Here is a 20,866-nt window from a genome sequence, read left to right on the forward strand (position 1 = left end):
CGGAGGCGGCCTAGGGGAGGATGGCGGCGAGCTCCTCCCCCGGCACCAGCAGCGTCGCATCGAGAGTAGCTATGAGGCGCCGGTGCCGATGGCGATAAGCAACCACATGTTGGGCGAGCGGCTGCGGATCGAGGCCCGGCCGCGCCGGAAGAAGACCTGCGTGATCCACAGAACGGCGGTCGCCAGTACGGCCTGGAACCAGAAGAACGGCGCCTTTCCCAGCCAGTCGCGGATCGGCAGGCCGATTTGCTCGCTCATCCCGAGCGCGAAAACCGCCGCCGGCATCGGCGCGGCGATCCAGAGCCGGCGGCGGGAAGTCGATGAGTTCGGGATGCATCTGGCAGGTCCATTGCGCGCCCGCCGGCGCCTCGACCTTGGGCCGCGCGCCCTCGTCAGCGGCAAGATTGACCTCGAACTTCTCCTGGCGACGGCCGGAGCAGAAATAGACCCGCGTGCCCTCGTGCTTCGTCATGTGCGGGGCCGAGGCCCGGTCGATACTCATGCCGCAGACAGGATCGGTCGCGGTCATTCACGCCCTGGGATCGGCGGCGAATTTCGTCCTGCTTCCCTCGGAGCCGAAACGGAAGGACCGGCTGTGATGATAATGCGTGGCCTTCTCCTTCGCCGGGTCAACCGTCACGCCGCAGACGGGGTCGCGGATCACCTCGGCGGCTGCTTTGGCGGTGTCATGCACTGCGTCTTCCATGGGCATCTCCTAAAGGCGGATGAGCAGTTGGGGTGCGGATGCAGGCCATCCTGTCACTGGAAGGGCAAGGCCCCTACCGCACATGGGGCCCAAACGCAAAACGCCGCCCTGGAGGGCGCCCTGGGTCGATGATCAGGCGAAATCGCAGCGGCTCTTGCGGCTCGCAGAGGGTCTGCCCAGTTTAGGGTGAGCGAGGAACTCACCGAACTTTTGGGCGAGGGGGTCGACGCCATCGAGCGTGCCTATTTATTCATGCTGGAGAACTTGTTTGTACAGAGGTTGCGCAACTTCCGGTCTAAGGCATGCGAGCGCTGAGATCTGCTCTCCTCAGGGCACCCGAACGCACAGGTCGACCCGGGGCTCCTCGAGACGCGGGATGAGCGTATGACTCAGGCCATGTCCATACGCACGCACCAGGCATCCGCCCATTGCTTCTTCAGGGCATCGATCAAACCGTAGGCGACCAGCGGTCGATACGGGCAGGTTCGAGCGTGAGCGGATTGTACCCGTATTGATTAGCAGGATCAGCGGTCCAGAACAGAAATTGCGGAGCGGCATAGGAGAGCCGGCAGCTCATCAGCGAAATCGCCGTAGGAGTCGGTGACGCAGAAGCGGATTTTGGCCGCCGCATACTGGAGCGCCAACTTGGCGAAGAATGCGGATTTACCGGTGTGCCTCTGGCCAATGATGTGCTGTTGCATAAGTCGGCCAAGTAGCTTGATCCCGAAAGGCGCCCTGCCTTCGATCAAGCGCCAAGCCGGATGTGCAGATTCACTCAGGTTTGTGGGAGGCATCGGAGAAATGTCGCACAACGGGCAAGTTGGGTGCTCAGTGAACTGGGCGCAGAACTAACAGCTCGGGACCTTCACTGGCCCAACTAGCGAGAAGAGCTTCCAGTGCGTGCAGCAGAGGTCTAGAGTGGCTGGGATGCAGCCCTGCATGCATCCAATGACTAGACTTTTGATGAGTGTTTGAGCGCTGGTGGAGACGATGGCAGATGCTTAATGATGCGAGGGGTGTTGAGTTTCGCAGCGGAACGGCGATGGAGCTGGCGCTCGGCGCCAAAACCCATGCTGACTTTGTGGGAAGAGCATCACAACGGCTGTGATCGGTTTGGAAGACCTGGCCGGAAGCGTCGGCTTCCGCATCCCGCGGCTGCTCATCGGTTCCCACTTCCGGTCGCTGAAGGTTTTGCGCACAGTCGCGATGTTCCTGTTGGCGCGCGCGGGCGACCTCGAGAGAGCTGCGTAACCGGCGCTCCAGGAGCGCTGTGTCCATTGGAACCCAACGCGATCGGTAGAGACACGTGGAAGCAAAGGGAGTTACCGGCATTTCCAAGAACTCGACAACCCGCCGGCGAAACGGGTCATTACCATCGCATTTTTCTAACCGCGCGCCGACCAGGGGCCGAAGTATCGCCCTGGCACAGGATCATCATCACGATTGAACGCGTCAGCCACATCACAGAGATCATCTTATGCACGATGGGTACGCAAATCTCGCCGAATGGAAATCGACCCTCTTGCTCAAGAGGCGCGCCAATAATCGATTGTAGTACACTTCAATTCTGCGTTATATTGCAAGCGGTTGAATTCGGTACGAGATGCGCTCCCGATTACACCCAGACGAAACCCACGCTCATCAATTTTGACGTTTAGGTGCTTCATGTTCAATTCCGCCCCCGGACAAATGTTCAAGGCGATTGCCCGACGCCTGGGCTATCAGTCCCCGCACCCCTCGCCCGAGGCACAACGCCGAGATCTTGGAGCTTGGCGCGATGATCTCTATTTTCCGGAGTGGAAGACGGGATTTATTACTGTGCCCAAGGCGGCAAATACCTCGCTAAAGTACTTGATCCTAGATTCGCTCGAAGCGAAAAATCGCACCGCAATTTACGATGCTATTGATTCGGTGAAAGACAAGCAGAGAATTCACCGAGCCCTGCGAGAATCACCATATCGATGTGATCAAGCCAGACTGCTGAAGCCGGATGTACGCTACATATTGGTTCCTGTGCGTCACCCTGAAGCAAGATTAATTTCTTTCTACTTCGATAAGGTCGTAGGAACAGGCTGGCCCCAAACTAAACAGAGCGCCCTGGCTGAGTTGTACAGTTTTAGCGCATCAACGAGTTTCGAAGACTTTGTTTCGTTGATTGCAGAATTGCCCGATGCAGAGTGCGAGCCGCATTTTCGAAGCCAATTTGACTTAGTAGGATCGGAGGTCGTTTCTGACCCTCGCCTCAGAATCATTCACACCGAGAGTTTTGAGCGTGATTATAGAGCAGTATCTGAGGAAATCGGCCTGCCGCCCAGTGAAGGGCGCAAGGAAAACGCAGCGGACCGCACCGATTTCGAGATATCTCCTTCGGCAAGGGCGCAGATCCGGCGGCGCTACTCAGAGGATTTTGAACTGTTCTATCGCACGTCCGCCTGAATTTTGCGCGCCGATTCCCTTGGCTGATCCTTGCGTCGCATCTCCGCGCAGTGTCATTTCCTCGCGCAATCGCACTCGAAGATCGTAAATTGCCTCCGCATTTGATTCTGCTGGCCTTTAATTCCTTCGTTAGGGTCTCACCCGATGAATACGATTTGGTGAGATGACTGGCGATGCGCCCGGTCGTCCTTGGTCACAATACTGTCTTCGGCACCGCCTTTCCCAAAGTGATGTAAATCTAGCTCTTCTATGTGCCGGCATTTTTCCTGATGTCGGGCTATCTGGCGCGTGCTAGGTTCTCACCGCTACCGATTGCACGAAGAGTACTTCTACCCGGGTTGCTTGCAGCCACGGCGCTGGCGGCAGCAAATTGACATTGCGTGGCGGCGATGTCGCCGGTGCACGACGAGGCTTTTCTGGGGGACTGGCGAACTTTACCGTCGTCCCAACTGTGGTTCTTGCCGCTCCTGTTCCTTGTCCTCTCAACACTGCCTTTCCTTGTCGGGAGCGGTACGAGCGGCGTCGGCCAATTGGCGAAGCTGGGTGCACTTGTAGCTCTCGTCTGGATTGGGCTAAACTGACATTAGCGTCTCTGGTCGGAGAGCCTACGATGCCCAGGTGGACCTGGGCCGCTCGGCAGGCTCTGGAGCATTGATCTACTTCCTTAGGCGATGTTCATCGCTTTAGTAGGTCACTTAGTCGGAAAGGCTCGGGCGAAGGGCAACTGGCCGAACTGGGGTCCCCCATAGTGGCGGCCGTGACTATCCTGCTATGGCTTGTAGGGACTCGTACCGCCATGAACCTGCGCCTTATGGCGCCGCGGACCTCCCGCTTCTCGCGCGCACCATGGGCGGACTCGCGCTTGTCGTGGCATGGTATTGTCTCGCCGGAACATGGGTGGAAATCGGATTCCGGGCCATCGGTCGCGGTACAATGTCAATCCTCCACTTCCATGTCCTGCTGTAGATCGTCGTTCAATCCCTAGGCGAAACCGGCCGGTTTGCAGGGATAGCTGGCCTTGAGGCCGGGAATGGCGGGCCTGTAGTGCAGCCGATCCTCTGGCAGCGGATCAACGCGCGAGTCAGAGCATGTCGGATGCATGAGGGGCACGTGCCCAGACCATAGGGTTAAAAAATGGCCTCTCCGCCGCGTGACGTTGAGTAACTTCGCGGCGTCTCGGTAGTGGATGTCGACATAGAACCCTATTCGCATCTACAAACTTAGTTTGAAAGCACCAAACCAGGTCTACAAGCCACCACCAGCTTAGATCACAGTCGAAGACTCACTGTTGTCAAATATTTGAAAATGGTGCATGGCAACGTTTGCGCGGGGCCGCCTGCCCAAAGCAGGGCAAAGATTGAAGTGAGCAGCTTAAAGTGATTATCCCCGTCTGGCTCAACCCAGTTGCCTTGATATTGGTTTGGATCGGACTAGCCTTCGCCTCTTGGAGCGTGCCCGAAGATAGCTATTTAAGCATTATGCGGTCGTATAAGTATGTCGACGGCGCGCTAGTATTAAACTGCCTTATGATGCTATGCATTTTTGCCCTCGGCGCACTCTTGGCCATCTTTTCTTCGCGGCGCCGCCCGCGCTCTAGCATTGCACTAGAAAGAGCTTTTGAATTCTTGCTTCACAGGAGTGTCGTCAACTTTGCGGTCGGTGCTTATATCGTCACGATCGCCGCATATCTTCTGGCGTTCGGCTCAACGTTGAGTTTGGCCACCGTAGAATCGTTCAAGAATGGTAGTATCGGCTATGCAAACCTCGGAAATCAAGTTCCCGGAGTGACGACAGCAACCCAATTGGGCATATTTGTAGTAACTTATTGTTCGCTCGTACGTTTCTCCCGCGTCGAGATCTCACGCAGCCTAAATCGGTGGATGAAGCTAATGATCTGGTCGCTTATAGGCCTTTCTGCCTATAGAGCGCTCCTATGGCACGAACGGCTTGCCGTAATCGAGGTTGTGGTCCCGATCCTTGTTGTCTATTCAGTCTACACAGCTCGCAACCGCACGCTCTTGAACCTGGCGCCATTATTCGCTGTTGCGGGCGCGATTGCTCTGTTTGGTTTGTTCGAGTATTTCAGATCTTGGGAATTCTACCGAAGTCAATACAGTAACATCGTGGTGTTCTCGACTGTGCGCTTTGCGAGTTACTACTATACAGCATTTAATAATTTCGGCATGGCCATGGACTTTATTAAGCCTACTTGGCAGCCAATTTGGACGCTGGATTTTCTATATCGGTTCCCAATTCCTGGAAATCCGCTTCTTGAGAGCAAGGCTGAAGCTAACAGCTTGCTGTTTGGGCAAGCACTGAGGAGTTTTGCCAATCTTGAGTTCAACCTTTATGGCGGCATAGGTTTTCTCTATCTTGATTTCGGCGTGATTGGCGGATCACTGATTTCTGGACTTATCGGCTTTATTTCGGGGCGCCTCTTTAATGCCTTTAGGAGATTTGCTGTTTATGGCTTGATTATCTATCCGTTCTGGATGGTTGGCATTCTCGATTTCGGACGCATATTGTATTGGCCGAGCAGCCGCGCCTTTCCGGCGTGGTGCTGCATACTTATTCTGTTGTTCCTTCAAGCTAGGTACGTCAAGCTGCGCGCCAAAGTCGCGAGTCGCACTTTACAGAGCTAACCGCGTGTTTACCTTCGATCGGCTTCTTCAGCCCGTTGTTTGCAGACCCACAATCAGCGCTTCCGCAGCAGCCGACCAGGTATAGTTCCTTGCCTGCTTACGCCCGCGCGCCCTCAGGTCGTCGCGTAACGTGGAATCGGCAGCGATGCGCTCCATTGCGGCCGTCCAGCCGGGCCCATCGTGCGGATCCACAAATATGGCGGCATCTCGTAGGATTTCTGGAACAGCCCCGCCTGTAGTGGCGATCACTGGGCAGCCGCAGAACATCGCTTCGACCGGCGGCAGGCCGAACCCCTCCGTTATCGAGGGGAACACCAAGGCCTGGGCGCCTTCGCACAAAGCCCGCAGCTCACCGTCGGTGACTCGACCTATGAGCCGCAGTCCGGGTCGCGCTTGCAGGCCGGTATCGTTGAACACCCTCGCGAGGGAGCCACCGGCGATGATCAGTTCAGGCGCACCAGGTGTCCGGGCCGCCGCTGCTTCGGCGAGTAGCTTCAGGTTCTTGTGAGGGGCGAGATTGCCGATTGCCAGTAGATAGCCGCCCGCCTTAAGTCCGAGCCTCGGGAGAGCCTCGGAATCGGCGGCGTTCCGCAGGATGTGGTCGGCGCCATTTAGCACCACCAGAGCCTTGCCACGCGGCACAATTGACAGCGACTCAAGCCGGCCACGAGCGAACTGCGAGATTGTCATCACATGGTTCGCCCGCCGGGCCAGTATGGGTAACAGTATCCGGTAGGCTAGGCGGAATCTTCGGGTGAACGCCTCTGGCACATCCCAAGGCTGGGCATCATGGATCAGCACCGCTTGACTTCGGCGCATCACCGGCCCGGTAGTGCACAGGCTCAGAAGCATCTCCTGCGGCATGGCTCGCGAAAGTTCGATCTGTTCCCAAGCATAGCCACCGAACCGCCCGAGCGGCTGTAAACTGAACTTTGCACGCTGCTCAGGTGGCAATTGAGCAAGCCACTCGATATGCAGGTCTCCACTTTGCGGATGCAACAGAGTTAGTCGCTCGATGTCCGGGCGAGCTGACAGCGCCCTTAGCATCTCAATAGCCACCCGGTCGACACCGGTCATTCTTCGGGTTAGGAAGCGGGCGTTGACCGCAAAAGAGCGAAACGGGGCTCTCATGTCGTCTTCAATTCATCATACAACGCCGCGATCTCCCCACCAAACCTGGTGGCATCGAAACGCCGCTGAAAATGTTCGAGGCTGGACGATCTCATCGCCCGGAGGGTTGCTTTATCCAACTTTATCAACGCCGCCGCCAGGCTATCCGAGGTCAGAGGCACTACGAACCCGGTGACGCCATCGACGACCAGGTCGGGGAGTGCGCCCCTATCGCTCACCAAGGCTGGCGTCCCATTCCGATAGGCCTCGGCGACCACAAGTCCGAAGGCCTCCCAACGCGATGGGACAGCCACTAGATCGGCAGCGCTATAATAGCCGTCGATCCGCTCAGCATTGACCCAGCCCAGAAAATCCACACCCTCGACCGAGCGATCGGCGCCTTGCCTCTTGACGTTGGACACCACGGCCTCGCCGATCACGTGCAGACGCAAGCGCAAGTTCTTAAGGCGGGCTTTTGAATAGGCGTCGAGCAGCAGGTCTAATCCTTTTTGCCGGTCGAGCCGGCCAACAAAGAGAATGTGTATATTCTGGCCGACATCCTCGCCATCTGTCCAAGTCACGGTCTCAACCGGCTCCTGAACCGGCCGGACAGCGTTCTCGATGAGGACGAATTTCCCGAGATAGCCATTGCTAAGAGCATATTGCATATCTGCAACCGAAACGCAGATTGTCCTGTGCGCCATACCGGAGAGCAATCCCTCGATCCAGCGGACCAAGCGCGCGTTGAGAGCATTGTCCATCTCGCGCGACCCGGCCCAGCCATGGGCGCAATAAATGAACTTCACACCCGGCGAGAGTGACCGAAGCACTAATAGCACCATAAGCGTGAATGTCGAGTGGCAAATGACAATGTCGGGGCGATAACTAAAGCGGATACGGACTGCAGCAACGACCAAGTTTATCAGAGCGCCGATAGAACGCCCACGACGTCGATAGGTCCGCCGCGACGTTGCGGCATCGATAATCGACGCATGCTCCTCTGGCAGCAGGATCAGCGTGGAGATCCGTTCCCGCTCCAACGAAGTGAGCGTGTCGATGTAGGTTCCGACCCCACCACGCGCCGTTTCACAGACATGTAGGACCTTCACGTTCGATACCCGAGAAGTAATCGAAATTCTTTAGGGCGAAGTACCGGCCTCGACCCACAACCGGTACCTTGCGCCAGCATGCCTCCTTCCGACATCAAACCTTGCTCCAATACCCGCGCGCAATACCGGTCACCCATCGCCAGCGTCGACGAGCTTCGGCAATATCGACGCGCAATAGCGCCAGGATCAAAGCGCCAATATTTCGAAAGATCTTCCAAAGAACGAAGAACCTAGAATAGCCATGCAGCCGCAGGACTCTACCGTAGCCCTGAGCGTAAGTAGTGGCGCGCTGAAGAAACGCCTCCCCGTTCAATTTCTGCTGGACGGGGCTGATCTGGTCGTGGTGGACCATTAGCTCAGGCAGGAATAGACCCGACTCTCCAGCTTGCAACAATCGCAGCATCAGGTCAGTCTCTTCACCTGCACCGAAAGGCGTACCAGCCCCGACGCCAAGTGACTCATTGAAGCCGCCGACGGCCCGCATAGCTTCAATGCGCACAAATATCGCGTTAGAATTTCCCGATCTGAAAACGTTAGTTCGATCAATCTCGCTCTGTCGACCAAGGAATGTCCCGTTGGACAAATTGCCTGTGGCATCTCTGGTAACGCCGCAAATGAACGCGCATTGGGGACTAGATTCAAAGTGCGCGATGACATCGGCAACAAGAGTATTGGGAAGCCAAGCATCATCGTCCGGCAGCGCGATGATCGCTCCTCGCGCCACGCGCAGCCCAGCGTTTCGCCCTCTAGATAGGCCACGTGGTGTCCGGATACGACTGACCGTCAGCCAAAAGGGCAAATCGGCTACAAATTGATCAACTACACCGGGCTCCGCCTGATCAACTAGCACCAACTCAAAATCGCGCCAACTCTGCAGAGCCAACGAGTTAGCTAATCGAGAGAGCTTATCTGTGCGCCCGATACTACACACGATCAAAGAAAGTGCGAACGTGTTCCGCTCGCTTGACGGTTCAAACGCCGGACACGATGAAGCGACCGGCCGCGGCTCAAAGCAGATCGGCGGCTTTTTCATGCGACGCGCCTAACGTAGCTGCCATTTGCAATAGCTCCTCAGCCTTAAAGCGTAGAACACGACTCATCTGCTCACCAAAAATAGCACCATAGTGCGCTTCCGAAGTCATGTAGATGCACAAGGATCTACCCCTAACCAAGCCTAGACGACTTCCTAGGTTCCTAAGGGTAGTATCAGTCAGATACAACCAAGGCCTGTCCCCGCAGCCAACCGACGCGGAGCCGCTGACGTAAGTCGCGCCAAAACAACGCGTCTTGGCGCGCAAGTCGGCCGACCGACATTCTTCGGCATAACCAACACAAGCGGCCGAGACGTACCTCGCCTCTCTCCTTTGCGCATGCGGTCCTAACGCCCAATTTTTGCAACTTAGCCAGCAGCGGGCCGACACCTAAACTCTCCGAGAGGGCGGTGCGGTTGACAGCGAGTGGGGGCGCGCCTAGGTATCTCGCCGGAATGGCGCCACCGGGCGTGACGGCCGATAGATTTTTGGAAAGCACTTCCGATTAGACTCATGGATTTGAGTGAAACGCGGTCGTACTTTGGGCATTTCCGCTCGTGATCCGACGATAGGTGAAACTTGGAACTCAGTGACTTGCGCCGCCTGTGGAGTATTCTGTCCAGCAGCCACCGCCGCATGCTGGTCGGACAAATGCTCGGAATGATCGCGACTAGCTTTCTGGAATTCATTGCCATCGCCTCCATACCACTCTTCGTTACCGCAGTTGGGAATCCCGAAGCAATTCTGACCCAGCCTATCGTGAGCTCGATCATGGCTACCGCGGGCCTGAAAGGCCCTTCTGCATTCATTTACTTATTGGGCTGCCTCATCATTTTCATTTTTTGCCTCAAAGGGCTCGCTTTGGCGCTGGTCTTTCGTGGTCAGGCCACGATCTCTGCGCGAATTACTAGCGACGTTACCCGGGCGCTCTTCAGTAGTTACATTAATGCACCTTATTTCTATATTCACTCTCGCAATACAGCCCAGTGCATCAATATCGCTGCAGGAGAATCGGTCCGGCTAGTTCAATCATACATTCTTCCACTACTTATTATGATTATGAACATTTTCCTTCTGTTTTCTCTGTTGCTGATTGTGCTAGTGTCTGATCCTCTACTGGGTCTCTGCATCGGCATTTTTGCAGGTGGGGGCGGCTATCTCTTCAACTGGTTTAATCGCGCCCGACTTACGGCACTTGGATATGAACTCAGCGCCCATAACAAGAGCTTAATTCAGAAACTCAATGAGGGACTCGGCGGCTACAAGCATATTAAGTTGCGAGGGCTCGAGCGCGAAATTTTTTGCGACGCCGATGTTCACATCGCGAAGCGCGAAGAAGCATTTCGGATCACGCGCTTCATACAAATGTTACCCAAGCCGCTCTTCGAGACGATTGGTTTGTCACTACTGATCTTGATGGTATTGATGCTGCTGATGGCGGGCCGCCCCCTTGATACGATTGTGCCAACTTTGACCATGCTGGGCGCTGTTGCTGTGCGCGCACTACCGGCACTATTTGGGATAACTGGCTCGATTTCGAGCATGCGAGCCAATGTCGCGGCATTGCACAATGTCCTGAAGGAATTTGACGAATTGGGCATAGAGAACGTGATGCAAGCTCGACAACTTGCCGCTCCGGTCCGGGGCGACCATCCCGTGGGCGACATAGTTCTACGAGATGTCAACGTCCGCCACTTCGGAGCCGCAAGAAATGCTCTGAAGGATTTGTCTCTGGAAATTCCGGTCGGTAGTTCGGTTGCATTCGTCGGCCCAACGGGATCTGGCAAGAGCACGGCCGTCGACACGATCTTAGGATTTCTTGATATCGAGTCTGGGGATATTCAGGTCGGAGGGAGGTCCGTCGCAAACAATCTGCGCTCCTGGCAGTCCAAGGTCGGTTACATTCCCCAAGAAATCTTCCTGTCAGATGCTTCCATTCGACGCAACGTTGCTATGGGTGAAGCCATTGCCAATATTGACGATTATGCGGTCTGGAGCGCTCTAGAAGATGCACAGATGGCCGATGTCGTCGCCATGATGCCCGACGGGTTGAATACAATTGTCGGCGAGCGCGGCGCGAAGCTTTCCGGGGGGCAACGGCAAAGGATAGGTATCGCGCGCGCACTCTATCATGACCCGGAAGTTCTCGTGCTGGACGAAGCAACCTCAGCCTTGGACAATGAAACTGAACAGAAAGTCATCGACGCGATCGAAACCGCGAAACGTGGCCGCACTCTAATAATGGTTGCGCACCGGCTTTCTACAGTGCGCAACTGCGACAAGATATTCTTTTTGCAAGGTGGACGCATCATCGCGCAAGGCACCTACGATGAATTGATCGGCTCGAACAAGGAGTTCATAAAGATGGCTAACGGTACCTAAATGAGCAGAGGTGTGGCATGTGACCGATTTATCTTCGCACGGCATTAGAAGATGGCCATTCGTAGAATTCTGATAACCGGAGATATTTTTCGTCCCACTGGTTCTTTTGATAGTAGCCAAAAGCTCAACATTCGCTGGCTTGCCGGACTTGTTCAAGCTCAGATCGGCATCGCTAGCGGATTGGAAATCTCTAGTTTGTTGGTGGAAGATGTCTCATCCTCGCTGACTGCCCTCTATAGCGCCGCCAATTTGAGCCCATCCCTCGATACCTGGGCCCAAATCTACGAGCGATTACCGGACGCTATGGCAGACAGGTTACGGCCGCACTTTGCTGGAGCACTGGTCGTAGGTTTTGAGCTTCCTCCTGGGCTTCGGCGGCTCTTGGATGAGATTGGTACGCCCTATATAGACATCGTCTTGCATCCGGTTCGCTACATGCAGGATCTTTTGCTCGGTTTTGCAAGCAACAGTGACGAGATCCAAACAGTATTGGATGGCTTTTCCATGAGTGAAGGGCAAGCCCGCCTGGAGACAGCGCCGATCCGTGCCTTCGCGGGTCGCAGCCAGCACCCGGAGCTTTCACATGGGACGCTGCTCTTTATTGGTCAAATGTCTGAAGACCGAAGCATGATATCAAACGGGCGGTTCTTGCGGCCGAAAGAGTACATGAGATCCCTGATCCAGAAACTCGAAATCATGTCGGAAACACGCACTATCGCAGTCAAACTTCATCCAATGGAGCGCAACCAAACGGTCCTCCGAGAATTGCGACGGCTTGGCTTTGAAGTCCTTGAGACGTCAGTGTCGACCTATACGCTTCTGGCTTCCGACAGGATATCGTCTGTCTTTTCCGTGAGCTCGAGCGTTTGTGAAGAGGCTCGGCTTTTCGACAAGTCTGCAGATTACGGCTTAGGCCCCTCGACGCCAGTCCGCTATCGTGAAACTCTGCGGACAGGAATAGGTCACGTCAGCATCTACAATCACTATATGTCCACAGATTTTTGGCGCAAGTGCTTGGCGTCGCATTTGGAGGTGACTGAGTTTGACGGCTTCCCTCCGGTCTCGGCTCCCAATCTCCTCCGATCTACCTTGCGCTGCTATTGGGGGTACGAAGATTTTGCCTTCGAAGGAGGGCAGCGACTTGGGGCTAAATGGGCCGGCACAGGTTCAACTCGGGGGACTTTGGCAACGATCGGTATGCTCGAGCAACCGGTCGCCCAACTTGGACAGGCTTTGCGGAAGCAACTTCGCAAGTCAGAGACTTTGCGATCCGTGTGGCACCGACTGAAGCGATAGCGTCAATCAGTTAAGGACAGAGGGACAGATATTCCGAATCTGAAATGTTGCAGCCGCCCCGCCCCGGATGATCGAGTACATTCTCGTCAGAGAGCGGTTTTCATATAGGTTTGATCTTGCGCCGGGAGTTCGCGACGTTGGCTAACGTGCGGATATTTGGTAGTGGGTTGGCGACAGGACCCTCAAGAGCTCCGGAACTTCTTCAGGCTGGCCAATTAACTCAGATAAGCGGCGAGAAACGATGGCAGAAAGCGGTCGTGGATATAGGCACCATGGGCGTAGTGTGGAGCTTTAGGTCTGGCAGCAAGTTCGTCTGAAAGGCGCCTAGAAAAGCAATCGCTATTGGCCTCGATTAGCTGACCGGAAGCCAGGAGTGCTGCTCTGTCGGCCAACCCTTCGCACGCCTGGGGCGTTGCGACGACCTGGCATCCGGCGTGAATGGCCTCGACAAGTTTTACTTTGGTACCGGCACCCCGAAATATAGGAACGGCTACAATTCGCGCTTCGGAATAGAGCGCATCGAGATCATCGACGAACCCGAGAACCGTCACCTTGCCAGAGGAAACAAAGACTTCATCTAGCCCTCGCCCGGCGATTATCGTTGGCGCCGCAATGACCTCGGCGACATTCTCGATATACCACCTAAAGCCATGCTCGTTCGCGAAGAATTGACTGCCCACTAGCAGTACAAAGTCGCCGCTCTCATGTTTCTGCAACGATTCGCTCAGCGCTGGCCAACTTGGTGGCAGTACGGTGGCCCGGCTGCCCGTAACCTCCGATGGAGATATAAAGTAGTTGCGGTCAGCGAAAGCTGCGCCTACCCGCTGCTGAAACCAAGTAAGCGCAAGCTGAAACCGCCTTTTTGGTGTCAATGTACTTCCCATCTCGCGGTATTCATCGAGCAGATAGCGAAATTCATTATTGTGATGGAATAGATGGAGCCTTGGCCACCGCCGATGGTGAAAACGTGAGCACTGCCTGATCACCCATAGCAGTGGTATGACGAGGCCCAATGCGGCATGGTCGAGCCAGACATTGGCGAGGTCGCCGCGGCGGGCGGAGTGAAGGACGATTGCTAGCTGGCCCTTATCTATGCGGAACAAGAGGAATATCAGCCGATCCCATAGCCCGTGAGCCGAACCGCGTCGCGCCGCAGGCACAATTTGCTCGAAGCCGTGCCCCTGAAGCTTGGCAGCCTCTGATACAAAGAGGAGATTGCGATCCGTCACCACCTTTGCACCGCCAACATTGTATGTGGTTCGTGGAATGAATAGATCACGCATGTGTAGGCCTCGATTTCGCCTGCCTTTCGACGGCAGATTGATGGCCATCAGACTATCGGAATGCAAGCTCGGAGCACCTAAGACGTGACAGACTTGAAGAGCAAGCTCGACAGCCGCTCAGAACTGCGTAAATCAAAGCCTCGGTTCTTGATCGTGTCTCGCACGGGCACGCGAAGCCTACACCGCCACTGGATCGGTGGCGCAGGTCGCGGATTTGACGCGTTCCTGAGTTGCTTTGATCCCCGAGCGGCCCCCGAAGCGCAGCCAGGTGTTACGGTTGAATTCCGTCCCGGCAGCAAGGTTCAGGGCTATGCCGGCATCCTGCGCGACCACGCGGCTCTTGTGAATGAATATGACTATATCTGTTTCATGGACGAGGACCTGCAGGTTACGGCAGAGGTGATGTTGGCATGTTTCCGCCGTGTCGCTGAGTATGATCTTAAGATCGCACAGCCAGCATTGGCCTGGGGAAGCCACTTTTCCTACGCTGGCCTGCTGCAACAACCGCAATTTATTCTGCGCTATGTGAACTTTGTAGAAATGATGTGCCCAATATTCAGGAAAGACATACTGCAGGAGATTTCGCCGCTCTATTCGATGGGGTTCGAGAGTGGCATTGATCTCATCTGGTGCAATTCCGTCGTCGAAGGGCCGCGGGATTTTGGGGTAATCGATTCCTGTCCCATTCTGCATACCCAACCTGTCGGTTCGCGGGCCTCGGAGAACGGTTTTCGCGACGTGCACGCCTATGAAGATCACGTGGTAGAAGTTCTGCGACGTTACGACTTGCCACGGCATCGCCTTGCCACATATGAGGCCGTTACGAACAACGGTCGTCGAATCCGCGGCAGGCTTAACTTAGTGTTGGCCTCAGCCTCGCTCCTTGGCGCGTTGTGCCACCAGCCCAAGAAGCGGACGCTACTGAAATGCTGCGCCGATATGGTGATCGACCAGCTTTTTCGTGGCCCCCGCAACACGCCGCTCCGAGGTCTGGAAAACGGCGCGGTGCGGCCGAAGGCGGTGAAGCCGAGCTCGAACTAGTGTCAGCCACCGATTCTCATCGGCGAATCTGCCCACTTACGAGAGGTGGGCAAATTTCAAGGTGCACTAGCGCTCCTGCTCACCCATGAGCGGAAGGTAGCTATCTGTGTCTTAGGAGGTGGCCTTGGTTGCGGGGGTAGGATTTGAACCTACGACCTTCAGGTTATGAGCCTGACGAGCTACCGGGCTGCTCCACCCCGCGCCAAGTCCCGCTGATCTATGTCAGTTGAGCGACAGTCACAACCCCCACCCGCGGGATTTTCAGGCAGATTTCGAATGCGTGACGTGACGGCGCGGGGAGGGGAGCGGGCCCGCCGCGAAGGGCGAGGCGGGCCCGCGGAACTAGTTACTCAGCTCGACCGTCACCGAACCGCCGCAACCGCGGCCGTTCGTGCCAATGCCGCGGTCGAAGAGGCTGAGGCTGAGCGCGTTGGCCTCCGCCCATGTCAGCCGCAGCCGGATCTCGGTGCCGAGATTCGTCGCCTCGCTATCGCCCGTCGGGCCGCTGATGCGGTTGGCAATGCCGCTGATCCCGCCGGTCAGCGTCAGGTTCTCGGCAAAGGCCCGAGGCAGCTCGAAAACGAGCTCCGCCATCAGCTTTTCCACCACCGTCTCGCCGCCCGGGACCTGCGCTCCGCCGGTGGCGGTATAGCCGTCCCAGGCTCGGAGGGGCGCGCGTAATCCATCGTCGGGATCTCTCTGCTGGAACGGAATGCACAGTCCGATCGGGCCCGGAATGACGGGGTCGTGGAGGGATGGGATCTCAGATCGCGCTGACCGACATCGCCGGAGTGCCGCCGGAATCGGCGTGAGCCATGATAGGGCCGAGCGCCAGAAGACCGGCAATCAGCGTTGTCTTTGACTGATAAAAAATAGGTCACACGACGCCTCCCCCTCATTTCTCAGCGACTTATCCCCCAAGACCCGATGAGGGCGGGGAAAGTGCGACGCGAGCCGCGACGGCAGGCAAAGGCGCAGGTTTCGCGGTGGCACTGCGCCGGAAGTACCACAACTTCATAATCGTCCGGCAAGAAGAGGGGCCGGCCGCGTGTCGACAGCCGGCCCCCAGTCCCAGTTTCCCCGGGTCAGAACGTGAGTTCGAGCATCACCGAGCCGCCATAGCCGAAGCCGGCGTCGCCGAAGCCGGCGTCGCCGAGGCCACGCTCGAAGAGGTTGAGGCTGAGCGCGCTGCCGTTGGTCCAGGTCTTCCGTAGGCCGAGCTCGGCGCCTAGCTCGGCGCCCTCGCTGTCGCCGGCGGGAGAGGCTGTGCGGCTGGCGATGCCGCTAAGCCCGCCAGTCAGCGTCAGCTCTGCGGTGCCGAGCGGCATCTCGAAGGAGAAGCCGGCCGAGAGTTCCTCCACCACCACCTCGCCGCCCGAGACGGCGGCGCCGCCGGTGGAGGTGTAACCGTCCCAGGCCTCGCTGGAGCGGACGTAATCCACCGCCGGGAAGAGTGAGATCCGCGGATAGGCGAGCTCGCCCGTCGCCCCGAAGGTGACGAGCTGGCGGGTGCTGTCGTAGCTGCCCGCGGCGCCGCCGGTCACCTCCGTCTCCGCCTTGCCGGCGAGGTAGGAGCCGGTGAAGAGCAGCGGATGCGACGGCAGCTGGTAGACCGCGAAGGGGCCGGCCAGCCAGCCTTCGCCCGAGAGCTCGATGCCGCCGCTCACGCCCTCGAAGCTGTCCGCCTGGGCCATGAGGCCGAGGAGCAGATTGTCCGTCCGGTAGAGGTTGGCGCCGAGCGTGGCGTTTGCATAGCTCGTCTCGGCCCCGCCATTCTCCTGCCGGAAGCCCTCGGCCCGCAGCCAAAGAAGGCTGTTCGTGCCGGTGGCGAGGTCAAAGCTGAGCGCGCCCCGGGTGACGGAGGCATTGGCGCCGCCCGGCCCACCCCGGAAGACCGACGCGAGGTCGGGCTGCACGGCGATGAGAGCGCGCTGATGCATCTCCACCTCGGTGGCGATGGCGGCCTCTGTCTCATCAACCGACGTGTAGACGACCACGAGGGCAGTCGAGGCGATGTTGCCGTTGCCGGCCGCATCCTCGGCTGCATCCGCCGGGATGGCGAGGGTGACATCGCTGCCGCCCGCCGGCTTGACGCGGATCGCATAGCTGGCGCCCGCGCCGGTCAGCGCCGTGATCTGCCCGCCGCTAAGGGTGACGTCGCCTTCCGTGAAGCCGGTCACCGGCTCCGAGAAGGCAACGCGGACAGTGAAGGCCTCGCTGCCGTTCAGGCTCTCGGGCGCGCCGGAGAGGGTGACGGTCGGCGCATCGGTATCGGTCGGCGGGGGCGTGACGATGACGGCATCGCCCTGCACGACGATGGCGACGCGGTCGATCGCGCGGTCACGGCCGTCGCTGACGGTCAGCGCGAAGATCAGGCGCTCGCTCTCCGTGTCTTCGACCTCGGGCGCCGTGAAGACCGGCGTCGCGCTGCTGCTGTCGTCGAGCGTCACTTCGGGGCCGAGCTCCTGCACCCAGGCATAGGTGAGCGGATCGCCTTCGGCATCGGAGGAGCCACTGCCGTCGAGCTGCACCTCGACCCCGCTGTCCACCACCTGGTCGGGACCGGCATCCGCAGACGGGCCGTCGTTGACGGGCGCCGTGACGGTGATTGTCACCACATCGGGCTCCGACTCTTTCGAGCCATCCGAGGCGGTGAGGGTGAATTCAAGCTCTACGGGCTCGTCCTCGGGCAGGAGAACCGGGGCCACGAAACTCGCCTCCGGATCGCTGCTGTCGCGAAGCAGAACCACCGAAGGGCCGCCGGTCTGCACCCAGTCATAGGTGAGGTCGTCCCCGTCGGAATCACTCGTGCCGCTGCCGTCGAGCGTGACCGCGGCGCCGGACGTCACCACCTGATCCGGGCCGGCATAGGCGACGGGCGCCTGATTGACCAGGGGGATGGCAAAGGTCCAGGTTTGCCGGACCATGCTGTTGTGCGGGATGCCGGAGAAGGTGATGCTGAAGTCTGTGTCGGTCTCGATCGTCTTGTCGGCACCATCGTTGTGCGAGATGACCGCATTGCTGACGCCGCAGACCTCGAGGAAGAACTCCGAATCGACGGGGGGGCCGAGCGTATCCGGCATCCCGCTCTCGTAATCGTAATAGGTGCCGGCGCTGGCTCTGGCGTATTCGCCATCGCCGAAGAAGATGCCCACGAAGTAATCGCCGAGATTGCCGACGTTGATGGAGCAGGGCAGGCTGTCGTCTTCCACCAGCTCGTAATAGGTCGTGTCGAGCTCCGCCCGCGCCGCCGAGGGCAGGAGGGCCGCAAGGCCCATGAAAATGGCCGCCCCCGGCCCGGTGATCCTCACAAGCATCGCTCAATCTCCCATGCCAAGGAAATCCGCCCCTCGCGCCGCAAGCGGCGCGCCCGCGGTCGGAGGCTATGAGGCGTGTGGGCCGGTCCGCCACATTCCTTTGGGTAGAATTGGCGAAAAACCTGATCCTTGATGTAGCTTTACAACGATGAGCCGACAGATCACCGGGCGAACCCGGCCACTTGGTGCGCGCGGGCGGGCATGCGAGAAGGGGCCGAGCAGCGTCTTTCGCGGGAGCACAAAGCCATGACGGACCGCGATCCGCCGAGCCTCGGCACGCAGAAGTCATCCGCCGGGCTCGGTGCCTGATGCCGCTCTTCTCCGTCCTTTTGCCGACGCACAACCGGCCCGACGTGCTCGCGCTCGCGATCCGCTCGGTCCTGGCGCAGAGCCTGCAGGATTTCGAAGTGCTGGTCGTGGGGGACGGCTGCACGGACGAGACGGCGGAGGTGGTGTCGGGGTTCGGCGACCCACGCATCCGCTGGTTCGACCTGCCGAAGGCGCCCAGTTTCGGCTATGCCAACCGCAACATCGCGCTTCGCGAGGCGCGGGGCAAGCTCGTGGCCTTCCTCGGCCACGACAATCTCTATTTCCCCGACCATCTCGAGCGGATGGCGCGGGCCTTCCGGTCATCCGAGGTGCGGCTCGCCTATAGCCTGCCGCTTTTCCTCCGCGATGACGGGCTCGTGCTGCCTGTCTTCATCAATCTGCGGATCCGGCCGTGGCGGCAGCGATTCCTCAAGCAGATGAACGACATCCCCGCCACTTGCGTGGTGCATCGCCGTGAAGACCTGGCGGCCGCCGGCTTTTGGCCGGAGGAGGCGGAGCGGGACGGAGACTGGATCCTCTGGAAGGCGCTGATCGCCGATCGGCCCCCAGAAGCGGTGCTGCTCGAACGGCAGCCGACTTGCCTGCATTTCCGCGCCGACTGGCGGCAGAGGCTCTATCGCAAGCCGCCGCTCAACTATCTCGCCTCGCTCTATGACCAGGAGCGGTTCTGGCCCTTCCAGTTGCATCTGCATCTGGATGAGGGGGCCACGCCGCAACAACAGGTCTGGGAGAAGCTGTCGGCGGATCCGGATCGCTTTGTCGGTGGCATCCGGGCGGGCGTCCGCACGGCGGCGGATCACCTGGCGTTTTCGGCGGGGCTCGATCCGGCGTTTTCCTGACGCGCAAGCCCGCCGGAGACGGCCAGTCCGGTAATGGAAGCAAGTCTCGGCCAGAATCTGTCGGCATCCGAAAGGATCGGATCCTTCCCCGGCCAGTCGATGCGGAGGTCGGGGTCGTCCCAGGCCACGCCGCGCCGCCCGTCACGCGTGAATTCCCTCGAGACATCATTGAGATAGACGCAAGGCTCCAGCGCCCAGAAGGCATTGGCCAACCCTTCGGAGATCAGGAGCCGCTGGTCCCCCTCCCCCGAAAGCTCGAAACGTAGATGCTTGCCGAATGTCGGGCTGCCCGGCCGGGGATCGAGGATCACCACCAGCGCCCGCCCCGCGGCGACCTGCAGGAACTTGTCCCAGGGCTCGAGATGAAAGCCGCGAAGGACGCCGGCGGCCGAGCGCGAGACATTGCCCTGGGCAAAGTCATAGGGGCGCCCGCAGGCCTCGGCAATCAGCGATTGCCGATAGGTCTCGCGAAAGGCGCCGCGGCGATCTTCGATCCAGGGGGAGCGAACAACGAAAAGACCGCCGATCGCGGTGCGCTCGACGTTCATCATCTGGTCTCGATTTTGGGGAATGAGATCGGAAAGAGAGAAAACATGTTCCTTGCTAGATCTGGCAGTGACCTACTCTCCCACGTCTTAAGACGCAGTACCATCAGCGCAACGGTGCTTAACGGCCGAGTTCGGGATGGGATCGGGTGTTTCACTCGTGCTATGACCACCAGATCAAGTAAGGAACATTTCCAAGTCAAGTTATGTGTATGCTTCTGACCGTCCAGCCTTGCTGTTTCTGGATCAGATCAAGCCTATCGGACCATTAGTACCGGTCAACTGAACGCCTCACAGCGCTTACATCTCCGGCCTATCGACGTGGTGGTCTTCCACGGTCCTCAAGGGATACCTTGTTTTGAGGGGGGCTTCCCGCTTAGATGCCTTCAGCGGTTATCCTTTCCGATCATAGCTACCCTGCACTGCGGCTGGCGCCACAACAGGTCCACCAGTGGATCGTTCACCCCGGTCCTCTCGTACTAGGGGCAACTCCTCTCAAGTATCCTACACCCACGGCAGATAGGGACCGAACTGTCTCACGACGTTCTAAACCCAGCTCACGTACCTCTTTAAATGGCGAACAGCCATACCCTTGGGACCTGCTCCAGCCCCAGGATGAGATGAGCCGACATCGAGGTGCCAAACACTGCCGTCGATATGGACTCTTGGGCAGTATCAGCCTGTTATCCCCAGCGTACCTTTTATCCGTTGAGCGATGGCCCACCCACTCGGGACCACCGGATCACTATGGCCGTCTTTCGACTCTGCTCGACTTGTCAGTCTCGCAGTCAGGCTGGCT

Annotated in this window: 16 protein-coding genes, 1 tRNA gene and 2 rRNA genes (1 of these 19 cut by a window edge); 6 read left to right on the forward strand and 13 right to left on the reverse strand. The window is 58.3% G+C overall.

The features are described 5' to 3' along the window. Positions 1–10: 10 nt before the first annotated feature. The 3 genes from ACAZ03_RS16465 to ACAZ03_RS16475 all read right to left on the reverse strand — a co-directional run bounded on the left by ACAZ03_RS16465 (position 11) and on the right by ACAZ03_RS16475 (position 1,407). On the reverse strand, positions 11–529 hold the full coding sequence (locus tag ACAZ03_RS16465) for a hypothetical protein (protein WP_373355201.1): 519 nt from the start codon (positions 527–529) through the stop codon (positions 11–13). Then, positions 530–706, reverse strand: a complete 177-nt coding sequence (locus tag ACAZ03_RS16470; RefSeq protein WP_373355202.1) for a hypothetical protein — start codon at positions 704–706, stop codon at positions 530–532. A gap of 524 nt (positions 707–1,230) precedes the next feature. Beyond that, positions 1,231–1,407: a hypothetical protein gene (locus ACAZ03_RS16475; RefSeq protein ID WP_373355203.1), complete on the reverse strand. Its 177-nt coding sequence runs from the start codon at positions 1,405–1,407 to the stop codon at positions 1,231–1,233. Between the two features lie 964 nt (positions 1,408–2,371). Here ACAZ03_RS16475 and ACAZ03_RS16480 point away from each other — a divergent pair. Both ACAZ03_RS16480 and ACAZ03_RS16485 read left to right on the forward strand, forming a co-directional pair. Beyond that, positions 2,372–3,142 carry a sulfotransferase family 2 domain-containing protein gene (locus ACAZ03_RS16480; protein WP_373355204.1) on the forward strand — a complete coding sequence of 257 codons (771 nt, stop codon included), beginning with the start codon at positions 2,372–2,374 and terminating at the stop codon, positions 3,140–3,142. 1,376 nt (positions 3,143–4,518) lie between these two features. Beyond that, positions 4,519–5,784, forward strand: a complete 1,266-nt coding sequence (locus tag ACAZ03_RS16485; RefSeq protein ID WP_373355205.1) for an O-antigen polymerase — start codon at positions 4,519–4,521, stop codon at positions 5,782–5,784. Positions 5,785–5,811: 27 nt separating this feature from the next. Here ACAZ03_RS16485 and ACAZ03_RS16490 read toward each other — a convergent pair whose 3' ends face one another. The 3 genes from ACAZ03_RS16490 to ACAZ03_RS16500 all read right to left on the reverse strand — a co-directional run bounded on the left by ACAZ03_RS16490 (position 5,812) and on the right by ACAZ03_RS16500 (position 9,036). Beyond that, positions 5,812–6,861, reverse strand: coding sequence for a glycosyltransferase family 4 protein (locus ACAZ03_RS16490; protein WP_373355206.1), 1,050 nt, complete (start codon positions 6,859–6,861; stop codon positions 5,812–5,814). Between the two features lie 50 nt (positions 6,862–6,911). Beyond that, a complete protein-coding gene (locus tag ACAZ03_RS16495) occupies positions 6,912–8,003 on the reverse strand; it encodes a glycosyltransferase family 4 protein (protein WP_373355207.1) in 1,092 nt (363 codons plus the stop codon). A 94-nt stretch (positions 8,004–8,097) separates the two neighbouring features. Then, positions 8,098–9,036 carry a glycosyltransferase family 2 protein gene (locus ACAZ03_RS16500; RefSeq protein ID WP_373355208.1) on the reverse strand — a complete coding sequence of 313 codons (939 nt, stop codon included), beginning with the start codon at positions 9,034–9,036 and terminating at the stop codon, positions 8,098–8,100. A gap of 577 nt (positions 9,037–9,613) precedes the next feature. Between ACAZ03_RS16500 and ACAZ03_RS16505 the strand changes: the two genes are divergently transcribed. Both ACAZ03_RS16505 and ACAZ03_RS16510 read left to right on the forward strand, forming a co-directional pair. Next, complete coding sequence (locus ACAZ03_RS16505) at positions 9,614–11,416, forward strand: ABC transporter ATP-binding protein (protein ID WP_373355209.1); 1,803 nt, start codon at positions 9,614–9,616, stop codon at positions 11,414–11,416. Between the two features lie 51 nt (positions 11,417–11,467). After that, positions 11,468–12,712, forward strand: a complete 1,245-nt coding sequence (locus ACAZ03_RS16510) for a hypothetical protein (protein WP_373355210.1) — start codon at positions 11,468–11,470, stop codon at positions 12,710–12,712. A 215-nt stretch (positions 12,713–12,927) separates the two neighbouring features. On the opposite strand, the gene ACAZ03_RS16515 is transcribed toward ACAZ03_RS16510, so the two are convergent. After that, positions 12,928–14,043 carry a glycosyltransferase gene (locus ACAZ03_RS16515; protein ID WP_373355211.1) on the reverse strand — a complete coding sequence of 372 codons (1,116 nt, stop codon included), beginning with the start codon at positions 14,041–14,043 and terminating at the stop codon, positions 12,928–12,930. Positions 14,044–14,079: 36 nt separating this feature from the next. Between ACAZ03_RS16515 and ACAZ03_RS16520 the strand changes: the two genes are divergently transcribed. Continuing rightward, positions 14,080–15,036, forward strand: a complete 957-nt coding sequence (locus ACAZ03_RS16520; protein WP_373355212.1) for a hypothetical protein — start codon at positions 14,080–14,082, stop codon at positions 15,034–15,036. A gap of 125 nt (positions 15,037–15,161) precedes the next feature. On the opposite strand, the gene ACAZ03_RS16525 is transcribed toward ACAZ03_RS16520, so the two are convergent. The 3 genes from ACAZ03_RS16525 to ACAZ03_RS16535 all read right to left on the reverse strand — a co-directional run bounded on the left by ACAZ03_RS16525 (position 15,162) and on the right by ACAZ03_RS16535 (position 18,314). After that, positions 15,162–15,238, reverse strand: a tRNA-Met gene (locus ACAZ03_RS16525). Positions 15,239–15,378: 140 nt separating this feature from the next. Beyond that, positions 15,379–15,630: a hypothetical protein gene (locus ACAZ03_RS16530; protein WP_373355213.1), complete on the reverse strand. Its 252-nt coding sequence runs from the start codon at positions 15,628–15,630 to the stop codon at positions 15,379–15,381. 491 nt (positions 15,631–16,121) lie between these two features. Further along, the gene (locus ACAZ03_RS16535) at positions 16,122–18,314 is read right to left on the reverse strand and encodes a PKD domain-containing protein (protein WP_373355214.1); all 2,193 of its coding nucleotides are present in this window, start codon (positions 18,312–18,314) and stop codon (positions 16,122–16,124) included. Positions 18,315–18,661: 347 nt separating this feature from the next. On the opposite strand from ACAZ03_RS16535, the gene ACAZ03_RS16540 reads away from it, so the two are divergent. Beyond that, positions 18,662–19,522: a glycosyltransferase family 2 protein gene (locus ACAZ03_RS16540; protein WP_373355215.1), complete on the forward strand. Its 861-nt coding sequence runs from the start codon at positions 18,662–18,664 to the stop codon at positions 19,520–19,522. On the opposite strand, the gene ACAZ03_RS16545 is transcribed toward ACAZ03_RS16540, so the two are convergent. From ACAZ03_RS16545 to ACAZ03_RS16555, 3 genes are all read right to left on the reverse strand, one after another. Next, positions 19,480–20,070, reverse strand: a complete 591-nt coding sequence (locus ACAZ03_RS16545) for a dTDP-4-dehydrorhamnose 3,5-epimerase family protein (protein ID WP_373355216.1) — start codon at positions 20,068–20,070, stop codon at positions 19,480–19,482. The genes ACAZ03_RS16540 and ACAZ03_RS16545 overlap by 43 nt on opposite strands. A 59-nt stretch (positions 20,071–20,129) precedes the next feature. Next, positions 20,130–20,244: ribosomal RNA gene (gene rrf / locus ACAZ03_RS16550) — 5S ribosomal RNA — on the reverse strand. Positions 20,245–20,314: 70 nt separating this feature from the next. After that, positions 20,315–20,866, reverse strand: a 23S ribosomal RNA gene (locus ACAZ03_RS16555); it runs 2,276 nt beyond the window's last position.

It is taken from the genome of Pseudoroseicyclus sp. CXY001, from assembly GCF_041714655.1.
Taxonomy (GTDB): domain Bacteria; phylum Pseudomonadota; class Alphaproteobacteria; order Rhodobacterales; family Rhodobacteraceae; genus Pseudoroseicyclus_A.

Coding starts and splice junctions, on each gene's coding strand:
- ACAZ03_RS16465 (WP_373355201.1), bottom strand. CDS start 529: ATGACCGCGACCGATCCTGTCTGCGGCATGAGTATCGACCGGGCCTCG.
- ACAZ03_RS16470 (WP_373355202.1), bottom strand. CDS start 706: ATGGAAGACGCAGTGCATGACACCGCCAAAGCAGCCGCCGAGGTGATC.
- ACAZ03_RS16475 (WP_373355203.1), bottom strand. CDS start 1,407: ATGCAACAGCACATCATTGGCCAGAGGCACACCGGTAAATCCGCATTC.
- ACAZ03_RS16480 (WP_373355204.1), top strand. CDS start 2,372: ATGTTCAATTCCGCCCCCGGACAAATGTTCAAGGCGATTGCCCGACGC.
- ACAZ03_RS16490 (WP_373355206.1), bottom strand. CDS start 6,861: ATGACCGGTGTCGACCGGGTGGCTATTGAGATGCTAAGGGCGCTGTCA.
- ACAZ03_RS16500 (WP_373355208.1), bottom strand. CDS start 9,036: ATGAAAAAGCCGCCGATCTGCTTTGAGCCGCGGCCGGTCGCTTCATCG.
- ACAZ03_RS16510 (WP_373355210.1), top strand. CDS start 11,468: ATGGCCATTCGTAGAATTCTGATAACCGGAGATATTTTTCGTCCCACT.
- ACAZ03_RS16515 (WP_373355211.1), bottom strand. CDS start 14,043: ATGGCCATCAATCTGCCGTCGAAAGGCAGGCGAAATCGAGGCCTACAC.
- ACAZ03_RS16530 (WP_373355213.1), bottom strand. CDS start 15,630: ATGGCGGAGCTCGTTTTCGAGCTGCCTCGGGCCTTTGCCGAGAACCTG.
- ACAZ03_RS16535 (WP_373355214.1), bottom strand. CDS start 18,314: ATGGGCCTTGCGGCCCTCCTGCCCTCGGCGGCGCGGGCGGAGCTCGAC.
- ACAZ03_RS16540 (WP_373355215.1), top strand. CDS start 18,662: ATGCCGCTCTTCTCCGTCCTTTTGCCGACGCACAACCGGCCCGACGTG.
- ACAZ03_RS16545 (WP_373355216.1), bottom strand. CDS start 20,070: ATGAACGTCGAGCGCACCGCGATCGGCGGTCTTTTCGTTGTTCGCTCC.